The following is a 12,624-nucleotide window of genomic DNA, read 5'->3' on the forward strand; positions in this document are numbered from 1 at the left end:
TCTCCTTGACGAAGGCATACCATGTGGTAACCAACCCACGGATAGCAGCGTGCCAACCGTCGCTCGCATATGGACTCCCGCGCTTAGGGCTTCGGAGAAAAGCAGCTTTTTGTGCTGGGCTTGACAAAAACGTTCATAGCAACGAATCTCAGAGTAGCTATTTCCCCAAATATGGGTTTTGATGCGCACTTTAGGATTGATTGGCTATGATAACGTCACTCAGGTTCGTTAGAATTTATAATTGTGGTTTATCCACATGATAAGACCTCTGGAGTTCGTTAGCTCCCCCATTTAATCATTCACTTGATCATACGCACCGGCAAAATAACTGCTGATCAGCTTCAGAAATATGTTGGGGAATGCCATCTTGTCCATATCTTCCGGACCGATCCAGCGGTAGGTCAAGCCATCGCCTTTACCAGTCAGTGTCGGAGTGCTCAGCGCTAGGTCACTAACATCAGATGGTGCCAACATCTCTCCATCGTTAAGCGATGTTGAGATGTTCTGCACATTAGGCGAGCTTGCCTCCGATGAATGCGTTATGTCTGACTCAGGTGACACAGCTGATAATGAGGCTGCGCCCTCCCTTGTTGCCGCCTGTGCATCGTAGGCGGCTCTGGCTTCCGCTGCGATCAGCGGAAGCTCACTGCTCTGGTCCTGCTCGGTACACTTGTACACCTGCAGGCTCCAGACAATGTGGCTGAACACATGCTCCGCATGGGTAGCCAGCCCTTCCGGGCGGGCAGCGAAGCCTTCCGCCCATAGACTGCCGGCCAGCAATGCCATGGCCGGCTCATCCGCCAGCGGCGCCGCCTTCTTGCTCGCTGCGGCGGGCGCCGCGAGCACATGCGGCAGCTCCCACATGCGGGCCAGCAGGCCCGTGTCTGGGCGCTGGCGCACAAGCACTTGGCCGCGATGAGCACCGCGGCCCTCCACAATCGCGACCAGCCGCTGCTCAGGGCGCGGCGGCTTCGCCTTGGTCTTGACCGGCAGGGTAAGCTCTCTTCCGGCGATGCGGCCGGAACATTGCTCCATGACCGGGCAAGTCAGGCAGTGCGGCGCTTTGGGTGTACACACCAGCGCACCAAGCTCCATCAGCGCCTGATTGAAATCACGCGCCCGCCCTTCCGGAATGAGCTCTCCTGCGAGCTCTTCCATCAACACCCGGGTGCTGCCCTTCATAATGTCCTCATCGATGAGGAAGTATCGGGACAGTACCCGCATGACATTGCCATCTACCGCAGGCTGCGGCTGGTTGAAGGCAATGCTGAGAATGGCCCCGGCCGTGTAGGGGCCAACACCTTTTAATGCAAAGACAGCCGGCTTGTCCTGCGGCATCTCGCCTCCGTGCAGCTCCATGACTTGTCTGGCGGCTGCCTGAAGATTACGTGCACGGGAGTAATAACCGAGTCCCTCCCAATTTTTCAAGACGTCCTCTTCGGGTGCTTCCGCCAACGCCTGTACGGTCGGGAAATTCCCGATAAAACGATTGAAATACGGAATTACCGTATCGACTCGAGTCTGCTGAAGCATAATCTCCGATACCCATGTGAAATACGGATTGTTGTGGCGACGCCACGGCAAATCCCGTCGGTTGACCATATACCAGTCCAGCAAATTCACGCTGAAATGTTGTTTCTGTTCCTGTAAACCCATATTTCCGTCCTCTCCTATTGCCAAGCTAGCTACTTTTCCATCTGCTCCACGATCGCAAAGGCCGCTGCCAATTCCGTCTGATGTGTAATACTCAAATGAATGTCATATTGCTTATCATATGGCAGCTGCAGACGTTCCCAGGCTTGACTGGACAGCGAGGCCACGGGACGTCCTGTCCCATCAGGCAGCACTTCAATGTCAGTGAAGCCCATTACGCCACCAATACCGCAGCCAAATGCCTTAGACACCGCTTCTTTCGCTGCAAATCGACCGGATACAAACTCCGTCATCCGCTTCCCTCGACGAACTGCGATCTCCCGCTCTGCTGGCGTTAAAATTCGTTTTATGAAAGCTTCCGCATGGCGACCGGACAGCAGCTTCCGCATACGTCCAATCTCCAGCACATCATTGCCTATGCCATATATCATCAACGCTTCACCCGCTTAATCTTTTATACTGTAAGAGGTTATTCAAAAAGTCCGCTTTTGATTACGAAGGATGCCTAATGGCACCATCAGCTTCGAACATGGAATTCAGCCGAAATGTCCGTTGCTCACGTAGCTTATACTACGCTCCGCTACTCCATTTCTAGCTTCATTCCATCTTCTCGGTACTGAAAACCGCTCTTTTTGAACATGCATTGTAAAAGATCTCCATTCGATCACATGATCCGTAACTCTCCGAACACGTATTCTATTGTAGCAGGAGGGGCGCCCAGAAGCGAGTACCTATCCGCATTACCATATATGCTAAAATATGAATCAGGAATCGTCTGAAATTCTTAGGAGGTCTGAATAATGCCCATAACTTTTGAATTGCCCACTGACGTAGATGCGATCATTCGCGGAGACTTTTTTCCTGCACAACAACCCGCTCAAGGTGTTATCATTCTGGCTCACGGATACAAAGGCTTCAAAGACTGGGGCATGTTCCCCTATGCAGCTTCACAGCTAAGCCAGACGCATCATGTGCTGACCTTTAATTTCTCTCACAACGGTATCGGCGAATATCTGGAGCAATTCTCTGAACTTGAAAAGTTCGCAGTGAATACCTACAGCCGGGAGCTTGCCGATCTGGCCCTGGTATTGGAAAATGTGGCTACACAACCTGAACTCACTGGACTTCCTGTATACCTGGTTGGTCATAGCCGCGGTGCGGGCGTAAGTCTCGTCTATGCACTGGATCATCCCGAGCAGGTGGCAGGTGTCATCTCCTGGAATGGCGTAACCAATCTGGATCTCTTCACAGCCGAGCAAAAAGAAGAAATGCGTACGCATGGCCGCAGCCATGTCGTTAACGGACGAACAGGCCAGCAGATGCCACTGGACGTGGCTATTCTGGAAGACCTGGACAAGCATAGCGAACGTTACGCTATCCTTGACCGCTTGGCTTCTTCAACTTTGCGAGTCGCACTCATTCAGGGAACAGAAGATCCCCCACGTCTGCGGGACGGTTCTGCCGCACTTGTGCAAGCACGCCCTGATATCCCATGGCACCAGATTCCTGATGGGAACCATACCTTTAATACCGTACACCCATTTAAAGAAACCACTCCGCAACTGGAGCAAGCCATCACCCAAACCCTGCAACAGATCAAAGAATGGAATAGCTAACTCATCTTTAATATAGTAGTCACCTGGATTTTTGCGGTTTCTTGTTCCACATAACAAAAAGAGTCACTGCGTGAGCAGTGACTCTTTTGCATTCCCTAAGAGGGACGTTATTTCAATGTTGGTGTTAACAGCTTATAACGATCATGCTCATCCACCCGTATTAGATACCAGGAATGGCATTGCGTTTGTGATGTGTGCGCGTATAGAACGCTTCGAGGCGCTCTTGTGCAGCCGGATCGATCTGTTTGCCCTCGAGATAGTCGCTGTTTGCTTCATACGAAATTCCCAGCTCATCTTCGTCCGTCTGACCTTCCCATAGCCCTGCAGATGGTGCTTTGTCCAAAACAGCCTGTGGAACGTTCAGATATGCTGCCAGCTGGCGTACCTGACGTTTGTTCAGGGTGCTCAGTGGTGTGATATCCACAGCGCCATCGCCCCATTTGGTATAGAAGCCTGTGATGGCTTCGGACGCATGATCCGTACCTACAACGAGCAGGTTCTCTTCAAACGAAAGCGCATATTGCATAACCATACGAGTTCTCGCTTTGACATTACCTTTGCCTTGGTGAGTCATATGGCGTGGGCTGCCCAAGGATTTGAAACCTTGCTCCACTTCGAGTGCAATCTCGTTCACTGCATCTTCGATATTGGTTTCCACGACATGCTTCAGATCGTATGCTTTGGCTACAGCGTAGCTGTGATCGATATCTGATTGTTCACCATAAGGTTGGAACACACCAAGCGTTTTGTACTCTTGGTTGTTCTCTTGCGTAAGCTCGTCCGTCGCTTTTTTGCAAAGCGCCGTAGCCACTGCACTATCAATACCGCCGCTGATTGCAATCAGCAAACCCTTGGCACCCGCATTTTTCACATACGTCTTCAGAAAATCAACACGCATGCGTACTTCCTCTTCTTCATTAATGCTTGGTTTAACCTTCAATTCAGCGATGATCTGTTGTTGCAAACTCATCGTTCACACACCCCGTTTCTAAATGAATGAAATTTGATGTCCAGCTTGAAAGGTCCGAATGGTTCAATAACCTTATCTATCCAAAATGAAACGCCCCGGCATCGGTGATCCGAAGGGCGGGGCGTTCTATTGGAGCGAATTAACGGCAGTAACGGTCAAATGCACTTTTGAGATCAGCCGCAATATCCTCTGCAGAACGGTCTTCCACTTGATGGCGCTCGATAAAGTGAACGAGTTCTCCGTCTTTCATCAGAGCGATGGACGGTGAAGATGGAGGATACGGTGCAAAGAATTCACGTGCTTTTGCAGTTGCTTCTTTGTCCTGACCAGCAAATACAGTGTACAGGTGATCCGGTGTAATATCGTGCTGAAGTGCTTGGGACACACCTGGGCGACATTGACCTGCGGCACATCCGCAGACAGAGTTAATGACAACCAGCGCTGTTCCTTTTGCATCCGGAAGACTTGCTTCCACTTCTTCAGGAGTACGCAACTCCTGGATTCCTAGACGAGTTAAATCATCCCGCATCGGTTGAACCATATCTTTCATGTATTGATCAAATGACATCGACATTCGGTTTCACTCCTTATAAATGGTTGTTCTATGATCTCGATAAAATTAAAGGCCAATAAACTCTCCAAAACAACGTTACATTCATATCGAACATTATGGATGTAATGATGTGCTATTCCTATTATACATCCATAAGCAATGAAAGCAAGATTCAGAAACCGCCTGCGGAGAGGCTTCTTCCATAATATTATGTCTCAATGTCTGGCAAAATATGCTGAATGACTAACGTTCAAATGCCACTTTGAAGGTCGTGCCCTGGCCTTCCTCCGATTCCACAGTAATGGTTCCATTATGTCGTTCCACAATACTCAGGCACATGGACAATCCAAGTCCGGTTCCCTTGGCTTTTGTCGTATAGAAAGGTTCAAACAGCTTTTCCTTCTTCACTCTGGGTAGACCAGGTCCTGTGTCACGTACACACAGTTCCACCTTATCATCCACTATCCGCGTCTCCAGCGTAAGCACGCCCTTCTCATTCATGGCTTCCATCCCGTTACGGGCCAGGTTCAACACCACCTGTTTGATTTCCTTAGAATTGAGATGCAGCTTCGGCACATTATGGGCCAACATGAGTTCAATACTCTGACCACGCAGGTTCGCATCCGCCCATAACAATGGACTGAGTTCATGTATGATATCGTGTAACTGGGATTCTTCTTTCTCGGCAATACGATTCTGAGCCAAAGACAAGAAATCATTAATGATACTGTTGGCCCGGTCCAGCTCTTCCAGAACGATCCGGTAATAGTGATCGAGGGAGTCAGGACTCTTTTCCTGCATAAGTTGAAGAAAACCCCGCACAACCGCCATTGGATTACGCACCTCATGCGTAATGCTTGCAGCCATCTGCCCCACCAGACTGAGACGATCCACATTATCCAGTTCACTTCGCAACATCTCAAGCTCCGTGATATCCTGAATGATCAGCATGGCTCCTGTAACTTCTCTCGCAGACTCTGTTGAAAAGGCATAAATCGGTACGGTTCGGGACTGAAATACATGTGCACCGTAACGAACGGTCAACCCACTAATCTCACCATGAACGACGGCTCTGCGAATGCTTTTATCCATCTTATCCGCCTGACCTTGTTCAACAAATTGACTGGCAGGCTGTCCAATAAGATCAGGTGTGGAGGTGCAAGGCAACTGCTCCCTTGCGGTTTGCTCCATCATCTCATTGACAAACATCACTGTGCCTTGTTTATCTACGGTGGCAATGGAGAGAGGCACTGCGTTCAGAATCTGATGAAGTTTCTCCGTTTCGGCTATGTATCGCTGGTGGACTTCCGAAAGATGCTGCTCCAGCCCGCGATAGTGCTTCATCCGTTCCAGCCATAGCAGACTCAGACTGCCCGCAACAATGGCTCCAGCGGTATATCCAAGTGCTGTAAGTATCATGTAGGTCGCAGAGTATGTGGATTCATTCTGGAGGGATGCGATCCATAACAGACTCGTTACAATCAGTTCCATTGTAATCAGGATGATGAGGATCGCCATTTTGCGTGAAGGTGTATTATGCTTGAATCGTTTGGCAGACAACCATACAATAGGATAGAGAAGAATGCCCGTATGAAGGAGAAATCCGTACAGATCATAGGGATGCGCAAAAAGAAAATAGAAGAGAATATGTAGAATGGACAGCGTTACGCCTATAGCGGACTTACAATACAAAATAACAAGTATCACAGGTACGATGCTTAATGATATGGGTACGGCCACCGGGCTTGCATAGAGCGCAAACAGCAGACACAATAACATGCTCGCGACACTTGTCACAGCAAAACTGGTATGAACGGTTCCGGCATGTTCCATTCTGGCAATAGCCCGCTTGGAGAGTACCAGACGGAATAAGGGAATCAGAAATACCGCCGACCCTGCCAGCAGTACTTGTAAAAGCATGTCCTTTAACGCAACCACAATGCCATCTCCTCCTCTGCCTGCACATTCCCTCATGTATTTCTGATTAAAACATAGGCGACAGTATATTACAATATATCCCTTAAGACTGCACAATAGAACTGCTCATAACTCCATTATATTTCAGAAAAAGCCAGGAGTAGACACATTTTTCGTAAAACAGACAAAATCAATGAAAAAAGAGGGTAATAACATATGTATGATGTCATTGTAATTGGTGGTGGGTCTGCGGGCCTGATGGCTTGCGTTGCTGCTGCCGAGCATGGAGCCTCCGTGCTTCTGCTGGATAAAGGAGATCAACTGGGTCGTAAACTCGGTATCTCTGGCGGAGGTCGATGCAATGTAACCAATGCCAAGGAAACGGATGAACTCATCCGGCATATTCCGGGTAATGGACGCTTTTTATATAGTTCGTTTCAAAATTTGGACAACCAGGGAATCATGCGTTTCTTCGAGAATCTCGGAATTGCCCTGAAAGAAGAAGACAACGGCAGAATGTTCCCTGTAACCGATAAAGCGAAAACAGTTGTGGATGCGCTGGTAGGAAAGATTGTCTCCCTCGGCGTTGAGATTCGCACCAAAGAACCGGTCAAAGAAATTATTCAGAACGGTCAGCAGATACAGGGTGTTAAATTGATATCCGGTAAAACCATTCTTGGGCGCTCTGTCATCATCGCTACCGGCGGCAAATCCGTACCCCAAACCGGATCAACCGGAGACGGTTATCCCTGGGCTGAGGCTGCGGGTCACACGATAACGGAGTTATATCCGACCGAAGTGCCCATTGTGTCTGGAGAGAGTTGGATTCAGTCTAAAGAACTGCAAGGTTTGTCTTTAAGGGATATCGCTCTATCCGTAGTAGATGCCAAAGGAAAAACAGTCATCTCTCATCGCGGGGATATGATCTTCACGCATTTTGGCGTGTCAGGACCGGTTGCACTGCGCTGCAGCCAATTTATCCGCAAGGTTCAGATGAAGTCTGGAAACCCACAGGTCATTATGAGCATTGATCTGTTCCCGGAACTGTCCTTAGGTGCATTGGAAGCACAGGTGCAACAAGTATTGGAACAAGAGTCCCGCAAAGCTGTCAAAAATATTTTAAAAACATGGGTTCCTGAACGTATGATTCCCTTAATGATGAAACGGGCAGAGATCAGCGATGACCTTACGTTCCACCATTTCCCCAAAGGCATGTTAAGCAACTTGTGCGAGCTCATGAAGGCTTTTACCTTCCGTGCAGACGGAACAAGATCGCTCAAAGAAGCCTTCGTTACTGGGGGAGGAATCCACTTAAAGGAGATATACCCAAAAACAATGGAATCCAAGCTGCTGCCTGGACTATTCTTTTGCGGTGAAGTTTTGGATATTCACGGCTACACCGGAGGGTATAATATCACCGCTGCATTCTCCACAGGATATACGGCTGGCATGCATGCAGCAGAATATAAACACGCTAAACTATAATAGAGGTTGTTCAAAAAGTCCGCTTTTGATTACGAATCATGCCTAATGGCATCATCAGCATCGAATATGAAATTCAGCCGAAATAGGTTGATGCTTACGAAGTATGTTTGCTTCAGAAACATTGTAGTTGCTCACGTAGTTTTCCTACGCTCCGCTACTCCATTTCTAGCTTGATTCCATCTTCTCGATACTGAAAACCGAACTTTTTGAACTCTCACTACTAGGTATTACACACTTTAAGTGCATGATGAATTGCTTCAGATGTTAAAAACCCCGATATCCACATCTGTGGACGATCGGGGTTTTTGGGCATTGTTCCATTTTGGATAAATTGGCTCGAACTGCTCTTAGCTTGTGATGCTTCTATGCCTTCACACTGCCTGAGAATCCATCAGCCGAATCATCGTATGTCGGGTCATCGCTATAGTTATGTCTGCCTTGCTCAGTTTGATTTCCCTGGTTTTCGCTCGCATAACCCTCATTCCAGTCTTCATTCACGAGATGAGCCGGAATTGATATATTCTGAAACTGATCCAGTTCTTCCGTTTGTGAGGCAAATACGGCACTTCCTCCATGAGATTGTACAATCTCTACGGCAGACAGAGGATCTTGGCGATCTGTAGGGATGTACAATTCCAGCGGGCCGGACTGATACGGCTTATATCCCAATTCCTCTAAGGTTGCCCTTGCGGCATTCAACGCTGAATCGTCTGAAAAGTGCACCTGTAGTTCGCTATTATCCATCATCGTCTCTTCCTCCTTGCTACAGCTAATCTCTCATCATCCATAGATGAGATTATTCTTCTATAGCATGGGCAGAACTAGCGCACGATATGCTCCGAATTAGAAAGGAATTCCTTTAGGCGCGGGTCAGCCGGACCCATCCGGCAATAGATAAGACACAGAGTCCGAAAGCCACCGCACCTGCAGCTGTCAGAATACCGACGATCCAGCCGAGCCAGGCCAATCCCAGCGTGAATCCCATAAGAATACCAATCGGGATGAACAACATCCGAACCATCATTGAACCTGCAAGATGCAGCGCCTCCGAGTCATATGTTATAAGCTGAACATAGTCCGACGTGGCAAAAACGTCCCAAGAACGATAAAACATCACCGTCAGCATGATGATTAATAATGCACACACAATGATATTGACCGGAAAAGGTGGTAAGGCAACTGCTGCGATGGATAGTCCGCCAAGCTGCAGATACAATTTCATCGTGGCCGAGTTCCGGAAAAATGCCTTGAATGCAATCTCCGCTGTCCGATTCGCGATGGAACGATTGCGTAACAGTTTACGCGGTTTGCGGAAGATGATGGACCGTGTTCGTGGGGCTTTCGGCTTGCTCACCGCCCGGCTTAACATTATAGCTGTAAGCTGCAGCCTGCTCCGCAGGTCCTCCCGCACATCCCCTTCAAACGTTCCCTTCATCAATAGCCTCATCTGCCCGACTGTAATTAGAAGAAGCATGATTACCAAGATACCAAATATGATTTTCCACGTCTGTCCATGCATCCATGATGTCGCATGAATAGTCATATAACCTATGCCAATGATGAGAGGGATCATCTGAATCCAGCGCCGCCATCCTGTATGTCGAACCTTTGTCATATGTAGTGTTATGGCTTGGAATGAAGCTACTGCACCAAACCAGACAGCCATAAGTGCAATCTGGAGATTCGACATCTCATATACACGGGACCACAGGGGTGCGGTCAGCGCTGTAATCAGGATCATTTTGCCCAGATGTTGCAGACAGGACCGGTAGAGCCCTTGCCTCATTAACGTGCGCATCCACAACGGCCTTGATTTCAGAAACAATACATCCGCTTCCTCCACAAATATCAACACACCACCGGTAAGCATAACCACGTCGATCAGCCCAGTCAGTACGGGGAGCGGTAATCCTGTCGCCCATGCAGGCAGCGGTTTGGTCCACAAACTCGTGTACCATCCAATCAGATAAAGCAGACCCGGCACAAGCAGGTATACCCACACTGTCCAATCCACGACGAGTCTGAGATTTTTCATCTGTTCCTTGAAATGCTCTTTACGTCTTCGTCTGTATAAACGAAGTGGGGTATAACGCTGGGAAGTTTCCATTCTCTCTCACCCTCTCTCTATCTAAGACGTCAGTACATCGAAACAGTCAAACAAAGAGGCTTCCGGCAATCCTGCCGCTTCACGGATCTCATCCAATGTTCCCTCGGCAGCAGATCTGCCCGAAGCAATCAGAATAAACCGGTCGCAGATTCGTTCAGCGGTATCCAGTACATGTGTAGACATAAGCACACCCGCGCCGCGGCGACGTTCATCATCAAGTAATTTTAGAAAATCCTTGGTTGCACGAGGGTCCAGTCCGATGAACGGCTCGTCCACAATATAAATATCCGGTGAAGACAGAAATCCGATCATCAGCATCATTTTCTGCCGCATGCCCTTTGAAAAACTGGCTGGAAGATCATTCCGAACATGGTCCATACCGAAACAAACCAACAGTTCCTCCGCTCGGGCAACAAAAGCTTCTTCCTCCATTTCATACGCCGCTGCCGCCAGATCAAGATGTTCCCATAGCGTCATATACTCATAAAAAACCGGTTGCTCCGGGATATAGGCATAACGACCATCTCCCCCAATCGTCACTTCATAGTTAGCATGTTCCAGCAGACCAAGCAGTGTTTTAATCGTGGTACTTTTGCCCGCACCATTGGGTCCGATAATACCTACCAGCTCTCCTCGCGCCACATTCATTCGAATATTGCGTATGGTTGATTGTCCTGGCTCGTATCCTGCCTCTGTAATATGTACGTCCAATATGGACTCCTGTATGGCTGTACCTTCATGCTCTATCTTCATATCGAACACTCCTGTTCTGATTCGGGCTTGAACTAAAGACTATTTACACTTGCCACTCCGATGACAGAACAACCTTCCGATCACTGTTATCCCCCGATTTTTTGAATCAATATCACAAATGTTAAAATCGGGGGATAAAGGCGAACGCTTCGCTTCTTCAGGTTCTTTCTGCCCTCTACGTTATCGTGTAAATATATATTTCGGGATGCGTGTTTGATTATTTGAACGTTGTTCTTTTCTTAAAAAAATAAAACAATAAATCATAGTAATGAATGACTTATTGCTTACTATTATATTTCATTTTCAGTAACACAGTATGTACGAATAATTGAGACTAGTTGTTCAAATGTATACTTGTGGTTCACCATATCAACAGTAAAGTCCTCAGCAAATGTTTGATCCATTTTAAGATACACATTGTTATAACGCAGAAAGATTACCAATGAGGTAAAAGCCGTTCTTTTATTAGCATTATGGAAAGGTTGGTTTTGGCCCAAAGATTGAAAGATTGCAGCAGATTCAAGCAGACCAGAATCTTTAATTCCAATTTGCAGCTACGTTGATCGCAATAACCTCTTGAATACTCAAATACCGGATCATGCTCATCTATCCTTGAGACCTTTCAAGGTTTGATCATATTCACCTATCACATCAGCCAATGTATCCATAAAATCACTACTGATTCCGTTAGGCAAATTAACTTTTGTAGCCTTTTTAATAATAATCTCCCCATTAGACTGATTTACCTCGATTTGAACCATATCGCCTTGCTCAAGACCAATTTGTTTGAAGGCATCTGTCATTGTTAATCCAAGACTATTACCGAATTTCGTTACTTTTCGTTCCATCTTACTCACCCTATTCATTCATTACTACCTCTAGTAATACTATTTAATTGGTATAACAATTATAGTGAAACTTTTATCAATTTGTATATTATTTTGAGTTCGAAATAAAAAAGAAGCAGGGGTTCCGGAGCCCCTGCTTCTTCATATTACAGTAAAAATCTCATATTACCGATTTGTCTCCACCACGGAAGTAGTTTCACTCTCTGCATCTGCATCCACGTTCAGACCGAGATCCAGTGCTCCACGGCTTTCACTCGCGTAGCTGCTGCTGTCGGTACGCTCACGGTCATTCACGCTGTTGCTGCGTTCAGATTGAGCCATTGTTGCACTCTCTCCTTCTGCTTTTGCGTTCAGACCCAGATCAAGTGCACCGCGGCTTTCGTTTGCATAGTTGCTGCTCACGTTACGCTCACTGTCTTTCACGCTGCTGTTGCGTTCAGTTTGAGCTACTGTAGCACTCTCACCTTCCGCTTTCGCGTTCAGACCCAGATCCAGTGCTCCAAGACTTTCACTCGCATAGCTACTGTTCGTGTTACGCTCGCTGTCTTTCACGCTGCTGTTGCGTTCGGATTGAGCCATTGTTGCACTCTCTCCTTCAGCTTTTGCGTTAAGACCCAGATCCAAGGCTCCGCGGCTTTCGCTCGCAGTGCTACTGTTTACGTTACGCTCACGGTCATTCACGCTATTGTTGCGTTCGGATTGAGTCCACGTCGCACTCTCTC

The 12,624-nt window shown here is 47.7% G+C and carries 12 protein-coding genes and 1 pseudogene; 2 read left to right on the forward strand and 11 right to left on the reverse strand.

The window, feature by feature from the left end:
- Nucleotides 1–291: 291 nt before the first annotated feature.
- Nucleotides 292–1,656 carry an A/G-specific adenine glycosylase gene (mutY, locus tag J2Z28_RS30835; protein ID WP_211085762.1) on the reverse strand — a complete coding sequence of 455 codons (1,365 nt, stop codon included), beginning with the start codon at nucleotides 1,654–1,656 and terminating at the stop codon, nucleotides 292–294.
- A 29-nt stretch (nucleotides 1,657–1,685) separates the two neighbouring features.
- Entirely contained in the window at nucleotides 1,686–2,084 is a 399-nt protein-coding gene (gene acpS, locus J2Z28_RS30840) for a holo-ACP synthase (RefSeq protein WP_036614140.1), read from the reverse strand.
- 369 nt (nucleotides 2,085–2,453) lie between these two features.
- On the opposite strand from acpS, the gene J2Z28_RS30845 reads away from it, so the two are divergent.
- Complete coding sequence (locus J2Z28_RS30845; RefSeq protein ID WP_211085763.1) at nucleotides 2,454–3,269, forward strand: alpha/beta hydrolase family protein; 816 nt, start codon at nucleotides 2,454–2,456, stop codon at nucleotides 3,267–3,269.
- Between the two features lie 160 nt (nucleotides 3,270–3,429).
- Here the strand turns inward: J2Z28_RS30845 and nadE are convergent, their stop codons facing one another.
- The 3 genes from nadE to J2Z28_RS31720 all read right to left on the reverse strand — a co-directional run bounded on the left by nadE (nucleotide 3,430) and on the right by J2Z28_RS31720 (nucleotide 6,730).
- Nucleotides 3,430–4,239, reverse strand: coding sequence for an ammonia-dependent NAD(+) synthetase (gene nadE, locus J2Z28_RS30850; RefSeq protein ID WP_211085764.1), 810 nt, complete (start codon nucleotides 4,237–4,239; stop codon nucleotides 3,430–3,432).
- Nucleotides 4,240–4,378: 139 nt separating this feature from the next.
- Nucleotides 4,379–4,813: a BrxA/BrxB family bacilliredoxin gene (locus J2Z28_RS30855; RefSeq protein WP_017690788.1), complete on the reverse strand. Its 435-nt coding sequence runs from the start codon at nucleotides 4,811–4,813 to the stop codon at nucleotides 4,379–4,381.
- Between the two features lie 222 nt (nucleotides 4,814–5,035).
- A complete protein-coding gene (locus J2Z28_RS31720; RefSeq protein WP_211085765.1) occupies nucleotides 5,036–6,730 on the reverse strand; it encodes a two-component system sensor histidine kinase NtrB in 1,695 nt (564 codons plus the stop codon).
- A 195-nt stretch (nucleotides 6,731–6,925) separates the two neighbouring features.
- Here J2Z28_RS31720 and J2Z28_RS30865 point away from each other — a divergent pair, with 195 nt between their 5' ends.
- Nucleotides 6,926–8,194, forward strand: a complete 1,269-nt coding sequence (locus tag J2Z28_RS30865; RefSeq protein ID WP_211085766.1) for a BaiN/RdsA family NAD(P)/FAD-dependent oxidoreductase — start codon at nucleotides 6,926–6,928, stop codon at nucleotides 8,192–8,194.
- Between the two features lie 363 nt (nucleotides 8,195–8,557).
- Here the strand turns inward: J2Z28_RS30865 and J2Z28_RS30870 are convergent, their stop codons facing one another.
- From J2Z28_RS30870 to J2Z28_RS30895, 6 genes and pseudogenes are all read right to left on the reverse strand, one after another.
- On the reverse strand, nucleotides 8,558–8,941 hold the full coding sequence (locus J2Z28_RS30870) for a hypothetical protein (protein ID WP_017690791.1): 384 nt from the start codon (nucleotides 8,939–8,941) through the stop codon (nucleotides 8,558–8,560).
- Between the two features lie 112 nt (nucleotides 8,942–9,053).
- Nucleotides 9,054–10,301, reverse strand: a complete 1,248-nt coding sequence (locus J2Z28_RS30875) for an ABC transporter permease (protein WP_211085767.1) — start codon at nucleotides 10,299–10,301, stop codon at nucleotides 9,054–9,056.
- 21 nt (nucleotides 10,302–10,322) lie between these two features.
- Nucleotides 10,323–11,054: an ABC transporter ATP-binding protein gene (locus J2Z28_RS30880; RefSeq protein ID WP_211085768.1), complete on the reverse strand. Its 732-nt coding sequence runs from the start codon at nucleotides 11,052–11,054 to the stop codon at nucleotides 10,323–10,325.
- A 290-nt stretch (nucleotides 11,055–11,344) separates the two neighbouring features.
- A pseudogene (locus J2Z28_RS30885) lies at nucleotides 11,345–11,660 on the reverse strand (type II toxin-antitoxin system death-on-curing family toxin).
- Nucleotides 11,657–11,902: an AbrB/MazE/SpoVT family DNA-binding domain-containing protein gene (locus tag J2Z28_RS30890; RefSeq protein WP_415841529.1), complete on the reverse strand. Its 246-nt coding sequence runs from the start codon at nucleotides 11,900–11,902 to the stop codon at nucleotides 11,657–11,659. The pseudogene J2Z28_RS30885 and the gene J2Z28_RS30890 overlap by 4 nt, the downstream one beginning before the upstream one ends.
- Nucleotides 11,903–12,067: 165 nt before the next feature.
- On the reverse strand, nucleotides 12,068–12,624 hold a 557-nt coding region (locus J2Z28_RS30895; RefSeq protein ID WP_211085769.1), incomplete at its 5' end, for a hypothetical protein.

This window comes from Paenibacillus xylanexedens (assembly GCF_017874615.1).
GTDB lineage: Bacteria > Bacillota > Bacilli > Paenibacillales > Paenibacillaceae > Paenibacillus > Paenibacillus xylanexedens.